This is a genomic window from Kitasatospora sp. MBT63, assembly GCF_000710465.2.
Classification (GTDB): domain Bacteria; phylum Actinomycetota; class Actinomycetes; order Streptomycetales; family Streptomycetaceae; genus Kitasatospora.
The window spans coordinates 20,914-40,738 of the sequence record NZ_JAIZ01000139.1; the positions used below are offsets into that span (position 1 = coordinate 20,914).

Sequence of the window (19,825 nt, forward strand, 5' to 3'; positions counted from 1 at the left end):
AGTGCTAGCGCTTCCAGACGAACCCGGCGCGCCTCAGAGGTGCGATGGCGTTCTTCAGGGCACGCGAGTCGGATGGTGTCCCGGCAATTGTGGCAAGCCGCAGTCCGGCCTTTCGCACTATCAGGTGGCCCTTGCTGGACCGCTCGACAGTGAAGCCCTGCTTCGTCAGAGCCCGCTCAAGATCGCGTACTTCCTTGTTCACCGATGCCCTCCCTGGCGGCGGGGCACCTCGCCCCTTCATGTAATAAGTTACAGCACATGGAGTCATTGGGCAAGAGTTAAAGGAGCGTGGCCGCACCAGCGGTCACGTGCGCGGGGGAGGTTCGGCGTCAGCTGGGCGCCCCGGGCGCCGTCCTGATGATCTGCAGCCACGCGTCGTGGGCGGCGGCCGGAAGGATGATCGGGGGAACCTTCGCGCTCCGGCCGAAGCACACGGGGCAGGTGGTTGTACGCCCGTCCCGCACCGCAGTCAGATCGACGGCGCGCTCCAAGGTGGCTTCGCACAGCGAGACCACCCCTCCGCCGCTGGTCCAGGAGGCGTCGAACGTCAGGTGGACCCGATCGTCCGCCGCGGCCCGGCCCGCGCCTACTTCACCGGCCGGGCCCGAACCTGCCACAGCTGCCAGCACGGGCTGCGGTGAGCCGGCCCGCGACGGCGCCACCTGCGGGTCACCATGCTCGGGAGTCGCCGGGCTGGCCGCCGTCACTGGCCGGCGGCGGGGTCCACCACCCAGCAGTCCAGCTGCCCGCCGGGCCTCCAGCCAGTCCGCCGCCAGAATCGGTTCGGTGTCCTCGGGGATCGCGATGTAGTAGTCGAGAACCCCGCCGAGCAGCCGCGCCAGAGGGTCACCGAGCTCGAACGCGTGATGCTGGGGCTGGCCCGCCTCGTTGAGCGAGTTCGCCCGGCGCTCGTACGCCGCGTAGTAGGTGAACGAGGTAACGGCCAGGCGGTCGATGGTGGAGCTCAGGACCGGGCAAGCGAACAGGGCGAAGGCGGCGCAGGGCGCGTGCATGGCCGGCTCGACGAACACGGGCGACCCGACGCCCGCAACGAAGACCGGAGGTTCCCCACCCAGGGCCAGGTCGCGGCCGCACGCGCTGCACAGCCGCTCCTGGATCTGGCGCCGCTGCGCCACCGGGCACTGGTCGCCGAACGACGGCACCCCCTCCCCCTGCACGCAGTCGCAGGTGAGGTGCGGACCGAGCCCGTCCGTGAACCGGAGCTGCATCGGCACGTCCGCCCCGGGAGCCCTCCAGGGCGTGTTGGCGGGAATAGGGGCGCCGGCGCGGGTGCGGGGCCTGGCGGCGAGCAGGTCCGGGATCGGGATGGAGTGCCACTGGTTGGACAAGGCTCTGATCTCCTCTGGCTGGGGATGGGCGAGGTGCGGCGGGGGTCAGTACCCGGACGTGCTCTGGCGGGCGGCGCGGGAGGCCTCACGCGCGGCCCGGAGGCGGTTGACCATCACGGGGTGATGGGCGAGGGCCCGCTCGGTGTCGAGCAAGCCGTTGAGCAGCTGGTAGTAGCGACTCGGCGAGATGCCGAGTTCCTGGCGGATCGCGCTTTCCTTCTGGCCGGCCGTGATCGGAGGATCGGCGGACCAGTGGCGGGACTCGAAGTCCAGAACCGCACGCTCCCGGTCGGAAAGCGCGATGGGCCCGGCGCGCTCACTGGAGAGCTGGTTGGAATCGGTCACGTGGTTCTCCAGTCCTTGGCGGTCCCGCCGGGGCGCGGGTACTGCGAGAGAGGGGAGCGTGTTCCGGATGGCGCATGACCGCATCGGAAGACTCAAATAAGTTACAGCGCAAACTTCAATAAGACAACTCGTATTCGTCTCATTGACGATAAGTGGTCGAGTGTGCCAGCATGATGCCCAGCGAGCCCCCGGGGTGAGCGGAAGCGCCGCAGAGCGCCCCGCCCCGACGCTCCGCTCCCCTCACACCATCCGCCCGCTTCGGCGCGGCAACCACTGACCCGGAGGCACCATGTCCCACCCCACCCGTGCCCAGGCCCGCCGCCCCGCCGTCTCCCTCGGCGAGGTGGCCACCGCCCGCGCCGCCGGCGTCCTGATCGGCGCCGCCGTCGGCGACGCCCTGGGCGTGCCGTACGAGTTCGGCAGCGCCCCGCTGCGCCTCGACCAGCGGCCGGCGATGATCGGCGGTGGCCTCGGCCCGTACGCTCCCGGCGAGTACTCGGACGACACCCAGATGCACGTCTGCATCGCCAAGGTCGCCGCCACCGGCGTGGATCTCCGGGCGCCCGAGGCCCTGGACGCCATCGCGGGCAACTTCCTCCACTGGATCCGCAACGGTGCGAGCGACCGGGGCGCGCAGACCAGTTCCGTCCTCTCCGCGACCGCCCGTGCCGCCGGGACCCCGGGCGCCGCGATGCGCGACGCCGCCGCCGCCTACGCCCGCCGCAACCGCCGCTCGGCGGGCAACGGGAGCCTGATGCGCACCGGCATCGTCGCCCTCGCCTATCTCGGCGACGTCGAGGCCATGGCCGAAGCCGCCCGTACCGTCAGCTCCCTCACCCACGCCGACCCCCTGGCGGGCGATGCGTGCGTCCTGTGGTGCTCCGGCATCCGCACCGCCGTCCTCGACGGCAGCTTCGACGGTGTCCGGGCAGGTCTGGCGCTGCTGCCCGCCGATCGCCGCGAGCAGTGGGCGGCGTGGCTGGACGAAGCCGAGAACAACCCGCCCCGGCGGTTCAACCCGAACGGGTTCGTCGTGTCGGCTCTCCAGGCCGCCTGGTCCGCCATCACCCGCACCCCCGTCCCCGACCACCGCCCCGAGCACGGCTCCTTCCGCAGCCAGCACTTCACCTACGCCCTGGAAGCCGCCGTCCACGCGGGCAACGACACCGACACCGTCGCCGCCATCGCGGGCATGCTCCTCGGCGCGCGCTGGGGGATCGGCGCGATCCCGCTGCCCTGGCAGCAGGCCGTTCACGGCTGGCCGGGCCTCACGGGCCCCGACCTGATGCGCCTGGCGGTGCTCACGGCCCGGCAGGGCCGTGACGAGTACAACGGCTGGCCGTCGGTCGCCCGCATCCCCGCCACCTACAAGTCCGGCCCGGCCTTCCGCGTGGTGCACCCGGACGACGACGGGGTACTGCTGGGCAATCTCCCCCTCACCCAGACCCCGCAGGGCGTACCGGTGGACGCCGTGGTGTCCCTCTGCCGGGTGGGCACCGACCCGATCCTGGCCGACCGCCCCGTCGAGCACGTCCAGGTGTGGCTCGTGGACCTCCCGGATGCGAACGCCGACATCGACTACGTCCTCGACCAGGCGGCCCGCGAGGTCGCGCGCCTTCGCGCCGAGGGCAAGCGGGTGCTGGTCCACTGCGTCGCCGGACGCAGTCGCACCGCCGCCGTCGCCGCCCGCTACAGCACGCTGCGCAGCGGCAGGCGGCCCATGCGGGCGCTGGAGGCCGTCCACCGTGCCCTCGGACGGAACTGGCGGCTGCCGCACAACCCCGACCTCTACCAGGCCGTCTTCCGCCTCGCCGGGCACCCGCCGCAGCCGTGGCCGGGCCACCGGCCGATGGTGAGGCGGGACTGGAAGTCCCCTACCAACTGGTAGCGAGCAGCCGGAACGCCAGAGGTGGCGGTGGCCACCCCCGATTCGGGGGTGGCCACCGCCACCTCTGGCGTTCCGCCCTCTACCCTCGGGCGATCTTGCGCTGGGCCTCGGCCAACGCGTTGACGGTGCTGCGCAGGTAGAGGGGTTCCTTCACATCCGGGTGCCGGCCGTCGCCCGGCGTGCGGTCGGGCGTGATCCGACCGTTGGTCTTCAGGTTGTTCATGGTGTTGCGGGGATACGGCTTGCCGCGGGCGAAGTTGCCGACAATGACGCCGGCCTCCGTGAGGGTCAGGTAGTCGTCGGGGTTGCCCTCCGGCAGGACACCGATCAGCGCCGGGTTGCCGGGCTCGCTCTCGGTGCGCTTCCGGCCTTGGCCGCGCATGCCGCGGCCCGGCCGGTTGAGCAGGAACGTGTTGATGGTGCGGCGGAACCAGTGCGGCTCGTAGACCTGCGGCTCCTTGCCGTCGTCGGGTTGCCGGTCCGGCTCCGGAACTTGGCCGCGGGCGACGTAGCTGCGCATCGTGCTGTCGCCGAGCGGCTCCCCGCGCGTGAAGTTGCCGAAGACCACGCCGAACTCCTTGCGGTTCAGCAGGTCGGCCGGGTTGCCGCGGGGCAGCTTCGCCAGGAGCTCCTGCTCAACGGCGTCGGAGCCGTGGTGGGCCTGAAGCCACTGCAGACGGTCGTGCGTCTCGACGTAGGCGTCCACCTCGGCCGCGTCGTAGAGGAGCTGCGCGGCGCCCCTGGACTGCTCGGGGGCACGCTCGGAGCCGACTGCGTCCGGGAAGTCGGGGTCGGCGATCCATTGCTGCAACAGGCCGGGCTGGATCTCGTAGGTCTCCTGGATGCCGGCGCGGGTGGTGGTCCCGGCTTGGATGCTCATTCGGCGGACTCCGCGTCAGGGGTGGAAGTAGTGGTGTCGGGATGTCCCGCAGGGCTCGCGGGTCGGCTGCCGGCAGGCAGCTTGTGCGGCTCGAGGATGTACGCGTAGACCGTCCGTCGGTACCAGCGGGGTCCCCGTACGGTCGGGGACTTGCCGTCGGCGGGGCGGCGGTCGGCCCGGGGGACCTTGCCGCGCGCCTCGTAGCTCCGGATGGTGATCTGGGGGATCGGACGCCCGCGGGTGAACTCCAGGAGGCTCCCGAACTCCTGGGCGGTGAGCAGGTCCTCGTCGTCGCCCTCGGGCAGGCCCAGCGGGTTGGGGTCGGTCTGAGTGGCGGCCCAGACCGCTGGGTGGTTCGCGCGGACCCAGGCATCGACCAGCTCGGGCCTGTACCGCCGGGTGCCGGGCTCGGGAGCGGGGAAGGTCGGGTCCGTGGTCCACCGGCGGGTCACATTGTCCGTGACCCTGTACTTGCGGCTGATGGCCGGCCGAGGCATCGGTTGGGGGCCGGCGCCTGCAGGGATCACGGGAGTTCTCCAACGGGCTCAAGAGCCCTGGAAGGGCCTTCTGGGGACTCGGGCCCGAGTGGACCGGAGGGTTGTGCCGGCTGCCCGGCACAGGAAATAGAATACAGCGCAGTATGACGAGGTGCATCGTTCTGGTCCAAGTTCGGCCAGAAGGTCGTCAGTGGCGCAAACGCCGGAACGCCCGCTCCTGGGGAGCGGGCGTTCCGGCATCGTGGCGGGTGCGGTGGGTGGCGGCGCGGCGGGCCGCCACCCACCGCTTGGTCACTCGGTGCCGGTCTCGGCCTCGCTGTCGGTGCCGGTCTCGTCCTGGTGTACGAGGTCGAGGAAGGCGATCTTGCTCTCGTAGTCGGACGCGGTCAGCTCCAGCGCGGTGATGTTGGCGCGGAGGATGGCGAGCTTGGCGTGCAGTGCGGCCTTCACCTCCGGGGCGCGGAACTTGCTGTACGCCGTGGTCAGCGCCGTGTGCTCGGGCCGGGCGAGCCAGTGCTTGACCAGCGCGCCGACGATGTCCCCGGCCCGCTCGCCCGTCTCCTCACCGGCCGAGTGGGAGTGCGAGTGCGTGGGGTGGGAGGCGACCCGCGAACGGAACCACTGCCCGTCCTCGTCCGTGATCTTGTTCGGGTTCAGGATCGCGCCGCCGACCAGGTACGGCCCGTCGCCCCCGATGGTGGGCACGTTGGTCCGGGCGTGGCGGTCGTTCAGGTCACCCTCTCCGAACTGCACGTAGACGCGACCCGGCTTCGGGTCCGTGCGGTGGTCCGGGTGGATCACGACCGAGCCCATCGGCAGGACCTCGCCGGTGCGCTTGACGAGGCTTGTGGCGTAGGTGGAGCGGCCGAACTGGTCGTCGGTGATCTCGACCTTGAGCACGCGGCCGGTGGGGGTCTCGATCGTGGCGGTGGTGGCAGACATGACGGTCCCTTCGTGGGTTTGCTGGGGTTCTGTGAGGGGCTGTCGCCCCGGGCTCACATCTAATAAGTTACAGCACTTTGAGTCGCTGTGCAACTCGAATTCGGATGGATCAGGAGGTGAGGCCGAGGTTGGCCCGCTTGGCGGCGCGTACGAGGCTCTTCTCCGCGTCTATCGCGCGCTGGATCTCACCGAAGGTGCGGTCGCCCTGCAGCTTCTGGAGATGCTTGATGTTGTTGGCCGGCATGCCGACCTGGATCGCCTCGCCCGCGGCCACGAGGTCGGACGGGGTGTTCGAGACGTAGCCGGCCGCGGCCACGGCGTCCTCGGTGGGGAAGACCTCCGCGTGCGGGTCGAGGGCCAGGTCCAGGAGCCGGTCGTGCTTCCCGCCGAGGCTGTAGCGCCAGCGGAAATTGGCCGGCGCCTTTCCTTCGACGTGCCTGCGGAACATGACCACCTCCTTCGTGTAGGTGTAGAAAAGGACGTCCGGAGCGGTCTCCATGATCCGAAGCCAGCGCTTCAAGTAGTCCGCCGAATAAAAGTCTCCACTATCGTGCAAGCGAACGCTCTTGCCGAAATAGCGCTTGTGGGCGAGTTCCTCGATCATCGCCGCCTCCCATTCGTCGGGGTGGTCCATGACGAATTCCAGCGTACGCGTGTGGGCTGCCAGAACGTTGGAGAAGCGGTATGCGCCCGCCCTTGCGTAGCAAAGCGAAATGCAAGCGGAAGCGCTGGGACAGACGTTGACCTCCCTTCCGTCGGGAAGCGTGACCTCCTCGGCGGGAAGCGTGAAGTTGTAGACCCCGATCCTCCGGAGCTGGGAATTCTGCGTCAGCATGAACTTACGGGCGGCCATCATTCCCCTTGTATGCGTGTGTATCCGGCGTCGGCTGATTGCCGGGGCAGTATTCGTGAACGCTGGTACAGGCGTGCACGCCGAATGCGGTGATGCCGCCCGGCTGGCGCGCGAGAAGAGCGAATGCCTTGGCGAGGGCGGTCCGCGAGGCGGCGCGGTGGCTTCCCCCGAACTGGAGCTCGTCGCCGTAGCTGGTGATGAGCTCGACACACCGGTCCCGCCCCGCCTCCAGATGCTCCGGGGTCGCCCCCTGCTGCTCGGCGATCATCAGTGGGACCAGGCCGAGAAGGAAAGTGCGGAGAAGCTCGGGGTCGATGGGGCTGTTGCGGAGGGTCGAGGGGACGATTTCCGCGGTCACGACCCGCCCGAACGGGCCGTGGGGCCGAGCGGCGTGCACCTCGGTGCGGTTCGGGGTGCCGCTCGCCTCGCGGGTCGCGGGCCCGGGGATCGGCCGGCTGTCGGCAGTCGTCGGGCCTCGCGCGCCGGATCTCCGGCTGTTCGAGGTGGGCTTCGTCGCCATGGCGCGGCGGCCTTTCGCTGGATCGGTTCGGCGGGGCACGGCGGCGCTGGAGCGGCGCCCGGCTGGGCCTGGGCGGCTCGGGAGGCTCCGCTCCCGGCGCGGGGGCTCCGCCCCGCCGCCGGGGAGGGGGGAGGCGGCGGGGCGGGCTCGCCGCACGGCGGGTGCGGCTCCGGTGGGGCCGGTTGCCCTCACATCAAATAAGTTACAGCATTCATTGTCGTTGAGCAACTCTGAGTGCTGTTGGTGGGTCAGGCCGCGCTGAGGCTGCCTACGGTGTCCAGCACGTGCTGCGCACGATCGAAAGCGATCGCCTTGTGCCCGTAGGAGGGCCAGCCGATGTGCATGACCTCGTGGGCGAGGGCCTGGTCGGCAGCCCGCCGAGTGCCGAGCGCCGGCAGGTTCAGGTAGACCAGAGGAACCGGGAGCCGGGCGCCGTCCGGGCCGAAGTAGGCACGTCCGATGTCCCCGGCGCTGAGCTGCTCTCCGGTCATCCGGGTGTACAGACCGGCTTGGGTGATCAGGTGGAACCTGACGCTCGCGGCCGTGCTGAACAGTCGCGCCCGGTCACGGAGCCAGCTGGCGGTCGGGACCTGGACCGCCTCGTCGGCGGCAAGGGGGCTAACGAGGGCCTCAGTCCGGGCTGTGGTCAGCGGATGACCGCGGTGACTTCCCATCTCTCCTCCTTGCTGCTGTCGAACGGATGTGGTGGCCGGCGGTTCGCCGGCCACCACATCATCCCAGGGTCCCGTTGAAAGAGGTGATCCTCAGGAGTAGGCGGTGCCAGCCCAGGAGTCCGCCTCCAGCCGGTCCAGTTCGGCCTCGTCGTCGGCGCTGAGCCGGCTGACGAAGTCGTCCCAGCGACTGAGCGTCTCGAGCTCCTCGCCGTCGGCCGCTTCCACCCGTGCGACCTGCCCCTGCTCCTCGTCGCCGAGGGGTGCCAGTTGGAAGGACACAGCGCCGTCGGCTCCGACCTCCACCCGGTCCCAGACCAGCGCCCTGCGGCGTGCCACGTTCAGGTTGTAGTCGTACAGCGTGGGCACGTCCGGGTTCGGGCTGCCGCCCACTATGGGCCGCAGCCACAGGAGGTTCGGCTGGTCGGAGTCGATGCGGTGGTGTCGAGCGAGTGGAGCCCGGAACACCTCGGTGCCGTCCGGATCGGTCACGACGAGTTGGGCGCCGGCGTCGTCGTGATCACCGCTGGCGCTGTGCCGGCCGGCCACGAGGTCCGCAAGGGCGCTCTGCCAGCTGTCGGGGGTAGTAGTGGAGGTCATGGATCTGCCTTTCCGTGCAGGGGTCAGTTGCCGTTGTAGATGACGACGTCCTCGACGGGCTTGCCGTTGAGGTGGGTGATGCCGCGGGAGGCGAACAGGGCCAGGACGGCGTTGCGCTCCGCGGCGCTACTCGCGATCGCCCGGGTGGGCGCCTGCTCGGAGTAGAGGTCGGCCCCGTTGCGGAGCATCACCTCGTTGCTGCCCGAGGTGAAGTTGGCGATCTTGTAGGGATCGCGGGTCTGTCCGTAGGTGCTGTGGCCGCCGTGCGGGTTCAGGGCGCCGAAGTGGTCTCCGTCGTAGGCGTAGTAGTCCGCGCGCTGCATCAGGGTGCGGGGGTTGTCCCAGATGAGGCGGCCGGCCTTGCCTGCCGAGCTGGTGTCCGCGACGCGAACGAAGGCGTAGTTGGCGCCGCCGGTCTTCTTGTCCGCGCCCTCGCTCATGCCGAGCCCGCCGCCTATGCCCATCACCGCACGACGCTCGGTGGACGCGAGAACCCCGGTCGCGAAAACGTCGACGAGGCTGCCCTTGCCGATGTTGTGGATGAGGCTCTTGCCCTTCCACGCCGCGTCGAACTGCTCGGGGGCACCGGTCACGTCGAACCGGTTCCACGACGACCACCCTGCGGAACGCGACGGGGTGGGGTCGTACCCGGAGCTGGCCGCGAGGGCGGCGCCGTCGGCGAAACCCGTCGCCTTGGCGACGGCATCGCGTAGCACGGTCACCTTCTTCGGGAGGACCTTGTGCGCGGCCTCCAGCTGGATCCGCTTCGCGAAGGCGCCCAGCTCGGTGGCGTCCAGCCCGATCGCCTCGTGGGCCCGCTCGTGGAAGAGCTCCTGTACCTGCAGGTCCTCCAGCGCGTGCGCGGTCTCGAGGGCCTGCTGCACTCCGGTGTTCTTCGCCAGGCCCTGCGCGGTGATGTTGGCGTGCAGGTACGTCAGCTCGCCCTCGGGCGCCTTCATGGCCCGGTTGTTCAGGTGCAGCTGCTCCAGCCGGCCTACAAGGTCCTGGCCGTGGCCGGCCCCCGCCGGGGCGTGGATCTCCAGCTGACCGCGCATGGAGTACTCCGTGGTCGCCGGGTCGTTGCCGGCGTACGGCCGGTACACCGCGCGGTAGCCGTCACCGAGGTCGATCGCATACTCGATGCCGTTGGCCTTCGACCGGGTCTCGCCGTCCCACGAGGTCGTACCCGTGCTCTTGTCGATCGTCGCCTTGATCCGGCTCGCACTCCGCTTGGTGGCCTTCAGGAGGCCGTCGTCCTCCCCCTCCTCGGGCGGCGCCGGCACGTACTCGGTGACGGTGGCCATGCCGGTGTGCAGGTACGGCGTCACCATCGGGATCTTGCCGCCCTCCAGGTAGGGCAGGGCCTTCGGGTTCTCCATCCGCTCGCCGATCGTCGCGAGGTGGCCGGCGTAGTACTGCGCCATGGTCTTCTCGTCGTCGGTCAGAGCAGGGTTGTCCAGCACCGCGCCGACAGCCTTCTGGGCAGCCTGGTACTGGGAGAGCGTCTTCGTGGTCATCTCCTCTCCGTGCTTCAGCTTCCCGTTGACGCCCTTGGCGGCAAGGCCCACGAGCTCGGCGAGCTTGTGCTGCTCATCCATACCCAGGCGGCCTGTCACCTCCTTCTCCACCTGGATCGGCACCAGCTTCGGCTCCCCGGCGTCGAGCGCGTCCAGAAGCTTGCCCTCCGCGTCCTCGCTCAGGTGCGCGAGCAGCACTTCGCGTGGCTCGTCGGAGCCCGTGTTGTACGAGATGAGGGTCGCGGTCGAGTCCACCAGGTCATGACCGCTGATGAGCGCGGGCACCCCGGCGGCAACTCCTACCGGCGGGGTCACCGGTACAGTCCACAGCGCCTCCTCCTCCGGCTCGTCCTCCTCCTCTGCGTCAGCCTCGGCGCTGTCCAGTTCGAACGCGAGCTCGGCCTCCGGTATGGCCGCACCCTCGGACTGCAGCTCGACGTGCTGCTCCGCGGCCGGGCCGTCCTCCTCCGGCTCCTCCTCCTCTGCGTCAGCGCCGGCCGCGCCGCCGCCCAGTTCACCGCCCGCCGCCTCGCCCTTCGCCGGAGCCGGACCGATCTCGGCAGGCGGCGCTGCCTGTTCCAGCACCGAGGTGAGCTTCTCCTGGACCAGATGCTGCAGGTCGGGAGGAAGCACGGGGCCACCCAGGGCGCTCATGTCGAGCAACTCCGCCGCCGTACCGGTCGGTGGCGGGCCGACGGCGCCGGCCGGGGCGGGCAGCTCCGCCACCTCGGTGGCGGTCGGCGCCACGGCGTACGGCTGGTGGCTCGTCTTCGAGTTCGTTCCCATGCGTCCTCTCAGTTCCCATACTTCAGAGCGGCCCCGGAGGGCAGCTTCATCTGCTCGGTGTAGAAGTCCGCGAAGGCGGTGCGGAGCCCGTTCTTGCGCTCGCACGAGTAGTCGAGGAACGCCTCGGCCACCTGAGCGGTCGTCACCTCGGCAGGCTTGACTCCCAGCGCCTTGGCAGCACGCTTGCGCATGTGGGGCTCCCAACGGACCTTGGCCGCTGCGCCCTCATGCGCTGTGGTGTGGAGCACCGCTCGCCACTGTGCGTCCGGGATCGACTCGATCTGCTTGATCACCGGGTGGGCGACCGCCGGGTTGATCTTCACTCCCGGAGCAAGGCCGCCGCTCTGCGACGCCAGGTACGCCTTCTGGTGCACCGGCATGTACTGGCTGCCGGCGGGGAGGCCATCCGGGGTCCACCCGACCTTGAGCTCGTCCGTTCCGAAGTACTTGAACGCCTGGCCGCGGTCGATGGGCGACATCCCCCCGGACGCGGTGCGCAGCATGTTCGCGGCGTGCCCGTCATGATCGCCGACCGCCCACGCGACGACGTGGTTGCGGACCACGCTGTCGACCTCGGTCTGGCTCCACGACTTCGGGCTCGCGCTGAGCTGGCTTGCGCCGCTGACCATCGGCTGGATGCAGCCCTTCTTGCCGCCGATCTCCTTCTCGTAGACCGGCACCGTGGCCACGCCGCCCAGGTGGGAGATGTGGGACGCCGCAGCCTCGGCGCTGGCGCGGGCAGCCGACGCGGAGGTGTAGTGCTTGAACATCCACTGGCTGCCGTCGGGCGCGGTGTGCAGGGTCTTCGGGTGCGTCCCGCCGATGTGCGCGGTCTTGCCGGGGCCGAAGTCCGTGGCCTGGATCTGCGCCGCATCGACCCGCGCGGGCACGTCGGACTTCGTGGCCTGGGCCTGCTGCAGCGCGGCCACCAGAGCCTGGTGCTTGGCCGCGAACGAGCCCGCCGGAGGCTGCACCTTGGGCACCTTGGACGCCTTGGGCGTTGCCGGCACCGCGGCGGCTGCCGCAGGGGCTGCGCCCGGTGCCGGTTCACCAGCAGTGGCGGGCTTCGGCTGCGGGCCGGCGACCGCCGGTGCCGGCGGGGGCGGAGGTGCCGGTGGCACGGCCGGGCTCGCCAGGACCGCGGCGAGCTTGGCCTCCTTCTTCGCCTGGTGCGCCGCCTGGGCCGTCTCCAGCACCGCAGCCTTGTCGAGCGAGGGGTCCATGTGGGCCGCCAGGTACGCCTGCACTGTGGCCCGGGATGCCATGAGCGATGCGGGCATGCCGAGCTTGTCCGCGACTTGGCGCAGCTGCCCGAGCGGCTGCTGCTTGGCCCAGGCGGAGAGCTCCTTCTTCAGCTCCTTCGGATCCACCTGGTGGGAGGCCAGCAGACCGGGATTGGTCATGCTCAAGTCGTTGGGGTGAGGGATGACCTCATGGATCCAGCCCTGCGCCGACTGCTGGAGGCCGTGGAGCTCGCCGGCGTTCGCGACCCAGCTGGCGACCTTGTCCTGGGCGGCCAGTCCGTCGTGAGCCAGCGCGGGCAGGGCCAGGTGGGAGGACTGGTCCGGCTTGGCCCAGGTGTGACCGTCGAGCGCCTGGTCGAGGGCCGCCAGCTGACCCTTTCGCTCCTGGGCGCGCTCGCTCAGCAGCGCCCGCTCAGCCTCCGGGGTGCTCGACCGCACCAGGGCCAGGAGCTCGGCGGCCTTGAGGTGGTTCGCCTCGTCCTTGGTCAACTGCCCCGACTCGACGGCCGCCTTGACCGCCGGCGCGACCATGTACGTGTCGAGACCGCCGCCGGACAGCGCCTGGTCGGTCGTCAACTTGGCCGTCGCCTGCAGCTGTGCCAGAGTCGCGCCCATCTCGGGTGACTCGGCTGTGGCGACCTTGTTCTCCGCCGCAACGAGCTCGGCCAGGGCCTGCGCCTGCCCGGGGCCGCCCTTGGCCGCTGCGTACGCCTTGGCCGCGGCCGACCAAGAATTGACAGCGGCGTTCACCTCGGCCGGCGACGCCGTCCACGGACCGGGCGGTCCGGGCGCCGCCGGCGCTGGGGTGCCTTCCAGCGCGTGCAGGTCGGCGAGCGTCAGCCCACCGACCGTCTCGCCGGCGACCAGTTGGGCGTACCGCTTCGTAGCGGCCGCCTGGATCTTCGCCTTGGAGATGATGTCCTGGTCGTAGGCCGGGTCCAGCCAGTGCACGAGCGGGTGCTGGCTCTTGCCGGACATGCCGACCAAGGCCGGATGCTCGAAGCCCTGAGCAGCGGCGATCGCCTGCAACTCCTCGGGGGTGAGCTTGGACAGGTACTCGAGCGACTGTGCCTTGATCGCCTTGAGGGTCTCGTCGATGACCTCCTGCGGTGCTCCGGCCTCCTTCATCAACGCCAGCGCCTCGCGCTGCGCCTTGATCTGCTCGGCGAACTGCTCGAACTGCTCCACCGGGTCGTCAGGCACGTCGATGAGCGGCACGCCGTCGTCCCCGTTCTCGTCGAAGCCGCCGCCGTTGCCGATCAGCTGCGCCAGCTCGGCAGCTGCGGCGTAGACCTGCTGGGCTGCCTGAAGCTCGGGAGTCTCGGACTGCTGCGCGCCGGTGGGCTCCTCGGGGGCTTCGCCCGGCTCGGCGGGGGCGACGGTGTACGCCTGGTGGCTGGTCTTGGAGTTGGTGCCCATCAGCGCCGGCTCGCTGAAGTGAGGGCAGGGATCGACTCGCCGAGGAGGACGTCGAGGACGATCTCGGCGGCGTGGGGCAGGTCGAGCGCCTCGCCGGGGACGTCGGCCGCGACGGCGGCGCAGGTGCCGTCCTCGCGGGACCAGCGCTCGACCTGCTCCGGCGTTATGGGGCCGTCCAGTCGCTCCCGCCATGGTGTGGCGGCGTCGTAGGTGAGAGGCACCCAGGCGATGCAGGACGGCGTCGGCGCGTCCGGCGCCCGGTCGAGCGCAAGGACGGCCACCGGGTCGACGGGGGCGCCGAGCGGGCCGTGCCACACGAGGAGGACCCACAGCTCCCAGCTCTGGGTCCCCTCGGTTGCTGCGGTGGATTCGTTGTTCGCCGGCATCGAGACTCCTTCCAGGTTCTGCACCTAGAAGCCGCGCGGGCGGGCTCGGTGTGACACAGGCCGGGAAGAAGTTCGGGCCGCCGGGCGCCGGTCTGCACCGGCTCAGCGAGATGGGAGCAACGAGGCCATGTACCGGACGGTGGCGGCGAAGGCGTCCGCGGGACGGGCCTTGATGTCCTCGCGCCCGTCGGAGGTCATGATCGCCCCGTGCAGCGCGTACTGGTGGGGATTTTGGCTGACCAAGGTCAGGCGCGTACCGAACAGGCTGACGACCTGGGCGATCCGGTCGGCCCTGGAGAGGCCCGTGAGGATGACGGGCATGTCCTCGGGGAGGTTCTCCGCCAGCCAGAACAGGCCCGGCAGGGCCCAGCTGTCCCAGTTGACGTTCTCGCGGACGGTCTGGAGGTTGACCGCCACCGCGGGCGGAGGTGCGTCGGCGATCCAGGCGGTGTAGCGCTGGAGGTCTTCGAGCCGGTACCAGTAGAGGTTCGGCACGGCGACGACGCCGGCCTCGGCGAACTCGGCGGCCAGGAGGAGGGCCCGCCGCATGTTCAGCATGTGCTCGACCCGCGGCCAGTTCCCGTAGATGCTGAAGTTGCAGGCCAGGACGACGTCCCAGCCCTGGGAGGCGATCTCCTCGACCAGGCGGTCGCGCTGCCGCAAGGTCCAGAACTTTTCGACCAGGGGGTCCTCCCCGTAGCCGACGAGCACCGCCTTCTGCTCTGCGCGCAGCCCGAGGACCTCGCGCGCGTTCTTGCCGGCGAACCTCGGGTACACCGTGTGGGTGTCGGGGCTGAAGATGCGGCGCAGGCCGACGCCGTACGCGGGCCAGCGGAGGCTGGCGTCCAGGGTGGTGACGGCGCTGCCGTCGGTCATGGGGATGAAGGACGGCAGGGCCGGAAGCGTGCCGTCGATCTCGACGTCGTCGAAGGTGAGAGTCCCGCCGACGTCCCGCATCCAGGCGCTGATGTCGGTGCGGGAACCACAGCGGATAGGGCAGCTGCTGCACGCGTTGGTGGGAGAGCCGGCCTCCGAGGCGGCGCACCCGCAGTAGGAGCAGTCGGAGTTGGAACCGCTGCACAGCGGCTCCACGGTGGCCGGTCCGCCGCTGCGGCCGTCGGGGCCGGCCCAGAAAGCGCAGGTGCGGCAGTCGCAGCCGCGGCCGGGCAGTGGAACGCCGACCTTCGGGGTGGGGAGGGAGATGCGGGTCATGCGGCTTTCTCGCCTTCGAAGATGGTGGCAGAGGATGTGAGGAAGGGCTGGATCTCGCGGATCGCCAGGCGTAGGGAGCCTTCGTCGTAGCGGCCGAGGGCGCTGCCGGTACGCAGCTCGGCCAAGAGCTCCCGCAGGCCGTCGAGGGCCCGACGGACGGTGGGAGCGGCCACCTGCCGGGGATCGCCCGTGGTGCTGTCCGGCGTTCCTGCCTCCGGCGAACTGTCGGCCGGCTCGTCGGGGGCGTCGTCAGGCGCATCCGGCCGTGGGTCGTGACCCGTCGACTCGGCGGAGGAGACGACAGATGCGGACGTCTCGGGAACATCGGCGCCGGACGGATCGCCCGTTGGCAGGTCGGGGACCCGGGACAGCTTGGTCCGGCGGGAGGCGTTGGCGGCGTCTTGGCGCTCCTGGGCGACCTCGAGGATCTCCTCGGTGTCCAGTTGCCGGGCCTCGAGACCGACCTTGATCGCGGTCGGCAGCAGGTCGAGCCGCTTGGTGCCCTTGAGGGCGGCCCAGATGCCGGCGGCGGCGTCCTCGCGTCCGCGGAGCAGCTCCGCGAAGCGGATTCGGGTGTGGAGGCGGACGGCCTGCTCGTCCATCTCGAGCGTGAGCTCCCGAGGGAGCTCACGGAATGCTCTGACCAACTCGGTGGCCTTGCGTTCGCTCAGCTGCAGGCCGAGGCGGGTCAGGACGTCAGGCCACGGCGCCGCGCACGACGGGTCGTTGCCGCGGATTCTCTCCAGGGCGTTGAACCGGTCGACGCTGTCGGTGATGCCGTACACCTCGGCCGGGACCGGCTTGCCGGCGCGCAGCAGCCGGCCCACCAGGACCGCGCACCGGTGGTACATCAGCGCAGCTGCCTGCTCGCCCGGCTTCAGGTTCTCCCGGGCGAAGTTCTCTGTGAAGCGCCACATGTGCCGTTCTTCCTCGCTCAGCGGCCCGGGGCAGATGATCGCCGCCAGCGAGGCGAAGTGTGGGTTGTCGGGGCGGTTGACGGCGCCCCAACGCATCGCCCGGTAGCGGCGCTCACCGGTGACGAGGCGGATGCTGGGCGCTCCGCCCGGGGTGGTGATCTCCTCTGCCATCACTGGTCCGAGCTGGCCCATGACCGAGATCGTGGAGATCAGGTCAGCCAGCTCTGCCGGGGGCGTGGCCTCGCCCGGTGCCCGGCCCTGAGGCTCGGTGAACGCTGCGCCGGGGCCGCGCAGGGGCAGAAGTTCGAACCGGCGCTGGCGGAGCTTGGGGTGGTGCTGGAGGATCTCCGCGAGGTGGATCATGCTGTCGGCGCTCGGCGCGGTCGGCGGTGTGCTCATTCGTCGACTCCGTGGTCGTCCTCGTCGGCCGGGGGCCGCAGGTACAGGTCGGTCGGGCCGAAGTCACGGAGCAGTGGGGTGAAGATCGGCTCGAGCGGTCCGCGCTTCTGGAGATGGGCCAGGGTGGTCACGCCGATGGCGAGGGTCTCGCGGTGACGCATCAGACGCGGGTTGGAGCCGGCGAGAAGGGCCAGGTCCCTGGCCCGGCCGGCGAGCGCCCGGGGGCTGGCGCCGGTGAGCACGACCAGAATCTGAGGGAAGGTCGGGTACTGGTAGCGCCAGGCCGGCCGTGCGCCGGGCTGCGCCCGGGGACGGTCGGGCTCCTGCGGGATGTAGTCGTACATCCGCCCGTAGGCGGCGAGCTTGGCGGCGAGCCGGGTCACAGTCATCGTCGCGCGGTCGAGCTCGATGAACGCCTGCAGGGGCGTGCGGCGGCCGTTCGGATGGATGTGGACGTAGTTCACCACCGCGTCGGAGATGACGTGGTCGTCCTCGAAGCGGCGCTGGCCGTCCCGGATCCGGCCGGCTACCTCCGGGGTCCAGTCGAGGGGCCCGCACTCGTGAGCGAGCCGGCGGGCATGCTCGACGAAAGCTAGGCCGACGTCGTTGACCGCCAGGGTGTGGGCCTGGCGGGTACCCATCGCGCCGCCTTCGGTCACCCGGTAGGGGCGGTGCATCAGCTCGTGGTCGAGCTCCACCTGGTCGGCCCCGACGTCCGTCAGGAACCACATGTAGGGCATGCGGGTCAGTTCGGGCCCCTGGACGCGGACCCGGTCGGCCACGCCGAGCTCCCGCAGCCGGTTCAGCTGCTTCAGCAGGTAGACCGGGCGGGCTGTGTTGGGGGTGAGCAGCCGGTGCAGCTGGGGGGTCGACATCATGCGGTGCTGGTAGAGCACCCGCATGGCGTCCTGGGCGACGGCGGGCAGACTCATCGGAGGGGCCGCCTGCAGTTCGGTGGTGATCGTCACGGGGCCTCATCCCTCACATCCATGCCCTCCCACAGATCGAACTTCTCCGGGGCCGGCTGCCCGACGGCGGTACCGGCGCCCCCGTGGACGCGCGGCTTCTCCGCGTGGGTGGCCTCCGGGGAAGCCGGGGCTTCGGGATCGGTCTTCGGCTTCGCCTTCCGGGCCTTGTTCTCCGGCGAGGAGAGCAGGAGCTCTGTGAGCTTGCCGTTGAGCTGCTCAAGGTCCGAGAGGATCTTGTGGACCGGTCGGCGGTGGAGGTTGTCGTTGACGGCCTCGTCGAGGGCGGGCAGGCCTGCGGGGTTGCAGTAGTCCTTGTAGAGCTCCTCGACATTGGCCCCGCGGACATGGAAGGGGGCGGTGGCCTGCCCGTCCAGGGCGACCGACATGTAGTACTGGTAGCGGGGCAGCCGCAGAATGGCGTCCGCAGTCAGCGCGCTACCCCACTGCCGGACGGTCATCGCCGCCTCGTCGATCCCCGAGGCTGCGGTGGAGAGGATCGAGAGGTTCTGCAGCAGTCCCTGGCGGGTCGTCGTGGTCAACCGCTGTGCCATCTGGGTCATCGCGAGCATCTTCACGCGGTACTTCCGGAGTTGCTCGGTGATCGCGGCCAGGGTGCCCTTGGAGGCCCCGTCGACAGCGGTGAGTTCGTCGATGAAGGCGAAGAAGTCCAGGCGCTCGTTCGCCGGGATCGCCTTGCGGGACAGGCCGGCGCGGAAGAGGTCGAACAGCAGCAGGCAGCTGATGATCTTGTCGGTGTCTCCGGTGCCGCTGGGGCAGACGAAGACCACCTTGCCGTTGTCCATGGCGTGGCGGATGTCGTAGGTGCTGCGGCTCGAACCGAGGAACGCCTTGACCGCGGTGGAGGAGTCGAGCCGCTCGATGATGTTCGTGACGACCGGCATCGCGTCCGGCGGGTACTTCGGAAAGACCTTGAGCCAGAACTCCTGCACGGTGGGCGGAAGGTGCGGGAGGGCCGCGTCGCGGAAGTCCTCGTCGGTCAAGATGGTGCGGATCTGGAACAGTGTCGGAGCCAACTCGGGCTGCTTGAGCTCGTGGGTGACGTAGTAGGAGATGTGCGCGAGCGACTCGACCGCCCGGGTCAGGATGGTCTTGGCCCGGCTGGCAGTGTCGCCCCAGCTCAGCGCGGAGCCGATGCCGGTGACGATCGCGCCGACGATGTCGGAGATCTCGTCGCGGCTGCGGCGCTCCATCGACAGCGGGTTCCAGGAGCCGACCATCGAGGACAGGCTCGGTGAGGTCAGGTCGATCTCCCACAGCCGGTCCGCGATCGAAGCGTGCGCGAGGTAGGGCCGCGCCCGCTGCCAGCCATCCCCATGCGGATCCAAGAACAGGATCCCATGGCCCTGGTGGGCCAAGGCGATCGCCTGCACCAGGGCCATCTCGGTCTTGCCGTAACCGCTCTTGCCGAGGAACAGGCCGAAGAGGAGGAACTCGAGCGGCAGGCCGACCAGGCGCCAGCCACCGCCCGGCTTGGCGACGTAGCCGAGCGGGAAGACGCCGTCCTGACCGGTGAATTCGGGCAGCTCGGGGGGTGCGGGCGGTGCCGCGCCGCCGGCGCGGGCGATGTTTGGGGCGCTGTTGTGCCGCGTCGGGGGCTTGACCAGGCCCGCGATCTCGGTGCTCGTGACGAGGTTGTACCGCCCCCGCGGCTCGAACAGGCCGCTCCCGAAGCGTCGGTCGAAGGAGGCCCGGTACAGCAGGCCGTCGGCGGACAGCCTCGTGATTCCGAGGTTGGCACCGACGGGCCGGAAGTGGTTGTGACCGGCCCAGATCTCCAGGGCGGCACGGATCTGCTCCAGCATCAGCCGCGGCCGGGTGGCGTCGGCGGACTGGGCGCGTATCAGCAACTGCAGGGCGAAGACCACGTCGGGGTTGGCAGGCGCGAACTTGCCCATGGAGGTCTTCTGGTCGCCGGCTTGAGCTGCGGTCCGGAAGCGAGGCGCCGACGGGCCGCGCCCACCCGCGGCCTGGCCCCGCATCTCGGCCGCTGCCTCGGCGAAGACCGTGGACAGGTCGAGCCCCAGCCCCGCGGCGCCCTGCTCGTGTGGCATGCCGGCCACCATGGGGCCCGCGCCGAGCGGGCGCCGGTGGGCGGTCTTGAGGAGACGCTGGCGCTTGCGGTTGACGGAGCGGGGCGACAGCGGGACCAGGTCGAGGCTGACTTCTGCCTGCTCACCCAGGTCCGGCCGGATCCCGCCGAAGGCACCAGCGAGCGCGGTCAGCGGGTCCGGCTGCAAGGGGACGTCGCGCAGCGCCAGGTAGTCCGGAAGGGCGAGGGTGAGCTCCTCGCGGGCGATGTACAGCTGGGGCTCCGCAGCGGGCTCGTGATCCTCCGCTGCAGCGTGCTGCGAGTCGTCGTCGGACGGCGTCTTCGACAACGAAATCGGGGCCTGGGTCGGCGAGGTCATCTC

The 19,825-nt window shown here is 70.4% G+C and carries 18 protein-coding genes; 1 reads left to right on the forward strand and 17 read right to left on the reverse strand.

The annotated features are described in order from the left end of the window. Window positions 1-4: 4 nt before the first annotated feature. The 3 genes from AA75_RS50830 to AA75_RS09395 form a co-directional block, all read right to left on the reverse strand. Window positions 5-202 (reverse strand): hypothetical protein, encoded by a 198-nt coding sequence (locus tag AA75_RS50830; RefSeq protein ID WP_033819387.1) that lies wholly within the window; start codon window positions 200-202, stop codon window positions 5-7. 127 nt (window positions 203-329) lie between these two features. Further along, window positions 330-1,349, reverse strand: a complete 1,020-nt coding sequence (locus AA75_RS09390; RefSeq protein WP_033819388.1) for a hypothetical protein — start codon at window positions 1,347-1,349, stop codon at window positions 330-332. A 45-nt stretch (window positions 1,350-1,394) separates the two neighbouring features. Continuing rightward, entirely contained in the window at window positions 1,395-1,694 is a 300-nt protein-coding gene (locus AA75_RS09395) for a DUF3263 domain-containing protein (protein WP_233288971.1), read from the reverse strand. 289 nt (window positions 1,695-1,983) lie between these two features. On the opposite strand from AA75_RS09395, the gene AA75_RS45380 reads away from it, so the two are divergent. Then, entirely contained in the window at window positions 1,984-3,582 is a 1,599-nt protein-coding gene (locus AA75_RS45380; RefSeq protein WP_082526372.1) for an ADP-ribosylglycohydrolase family protein, read from the forward strand. A 79-nt stretch (window positions 3,583-3,661) separates the two neighbouring features. Here the strand turns inward: AA75_RS45380 and AA75_RS09405 are convergent, their stop codons facing one another. The 14 genes from AA75_RS09405 to AA75_RS09470 all read right to left on the reverse strand — a co-directional run bounded on the left by AA75_RS09405 (window position 3,662) and on the right by AA75_RS09470 (window position 19,822). After that, a complete protein-coding gene (locus tag AA75_RS09405) occupies window positions 3,662-4,462 on the reverse strand; it encodes a hypothetical protein (protein ID WP_033819389.1) in 801 nt (266 codons plus the stop codon). After that, window positions 4,459-4,914 (reverse strand): hypothetical protein, encoded by a 456-nt coding sequence (locus AA75_RS09410; RefSeq protein WP_033819390.1) that lies wholly within the window; start codon window positions 4,912-4,914, stop codon window positions 4,459-4,461. The genes AA75_RS09405 and AA75_RS09410 overlap by 4 nt, the downstream gene beginning before the upstream one ends. Before the next feature lie 336 nt (window positions 4,915-5,250). Next, window positions 5,251-5,901: a hypothetical protein gene (locus tag AA75_RS09415; RefSeq protein WP_033819391.1), complete on the reverse strand. Its 651-nt coding sequence runs from the start codon at window positions 5,899-5,901 to the stop codon at window positions 5,251-5,253. Between the two features lie 109 nt (window positions 5,902-6,010). Beyond that, a complete protein-coding gene (locus tag AA75_RS09420) occupies window positions 6,011-6,757 on the reverse strand; it encodes a hypothetical protein (protein ID WP_063794315.1) in 747 nt (248 codons plus the stop codon). Then, a complete protein-coding gene (locus tag AA75_RS09425; RefSeq protein WP_051812049.1) occupies window positions 6,741-7,274 on the reverse strand; it encodes a hypothetical protein in 534 nt (177 codons plus the stop codon). Before AA75_RS09425 ends, AA75_RS09420 begins: the two co-directional genes overlap by 17 nt. Before the next feature lie 248 nt (window positions 7,275-7,522). Continuing rightward, window positions 7,523-7,948, reverse strand: a complete 426-nt coding sequence (locus AA75_RS09430; RefSeq protein WP_033819392.1) for a hypothetical protein — start codon at window positions 7,946-7,948, stop codon at window positions 7,523-7,525. 90 nt (window positions 7,949-8,038) lie between these two features. Next, window positions 8,039-8,545, reverse strand: a complete 507-nt coding sequence (locus AA75_RS09435; RefSeq protein WP_033819393.1) for a hypothetical protein — start codon at window positions 8,543-8,545, stop codon at window positions 8,039-8,041. Window positions 8,546-8,568: 23 nt separating this feature from the next. Then, window positions 8,569-10,848 (reverse strand): hypothetical protein, encoded by a 2,280-nt coding sequence (locus tag AA75_RS09440; RefSeq protein ID WP_033819394.1) that lies wholly within the window; start codon window positions 10,846-10,848, stop codon window positions 8,569-8,571. Window positions 10,849-10,856: 8 nt separating this feature from the next. Beyond that, window positions 10,857-13,511 carry a hypothetical protein gene (locus AA75_RS09445; protein ID WP_035980345.1) on the reverse strand — a complete coding sequence of 885 codons (2,655 nt, stop codon included), beginning with the start codon at window positions 13,509-13,511 and terminating at the stop codon, window positions 10,857-10,859. After that, complete coding sequence (locus AA75_RS09450) at window positions 13,511-13,897, reverse strand: hypothetical protein (RefSeq protein WP_033819395.1); 387 nt, start codon at window positions 13,895-13,897, stop codon at window positions 13,511-13,513. The genes AA75_RS09445 and AA75_RS09450 overlap by 1 nt, the downstream gene beginning before the upstream one ends. A gap of 102 nt (window positions 13,898-13,999) precedes the next feature. Then, window positions 14,000-15,109, reverse strand: a complete 1,110-nt coding sequence (locus tag AA75_RS09455; protein ID WP_033819396.1) for a DUF4417 domain-containing protein — start codon at window positions 15,107-15,109, stop codon at window positions 14,000-14,002. Continuing rightward, entirely contained in the window at window positions 15,106-16,425 is a 1,320-nt protein-coding gene (locus AA75_RS09460) for a hypothetical protein (protein WP_063794316.1), read from the reverse strand. Before AA75_RS09460 ends, AA75_RS09455 begins: the two co-directional genes overlap by 4 nt. Then, window positions 16,422-17,393: a replication-relaxation family protein gene (locus AA75_RS09465; RefSeq protein WP_233288972.1), complete on the reverse strand. Its 972-nt coding sequence runs from the start codon at window positions 17,391-17,393 to the stop codon at window positions 16,422-16,424. Before AA75_RS09465 ends, AA75_RS09460 begins: the two co-directional genes overlap by 4 nt. Beyond that, window positions 17,390-19,822, reverse strand: coding sequence for an ATP/GTP-binding protein (locus AA75_RS09470; protein WP_051812050.1), 2,433 nt, complete (start codon window positions 19,820-19,822; stop codon window positions 17,390-17,392). Before AA75_RS09470 ends, AA75_RS09465 begins: the two co-directional genes overlap by 4 nt. Window positions 19,823-19,825 lie beyond the last annotated feature (3 nt).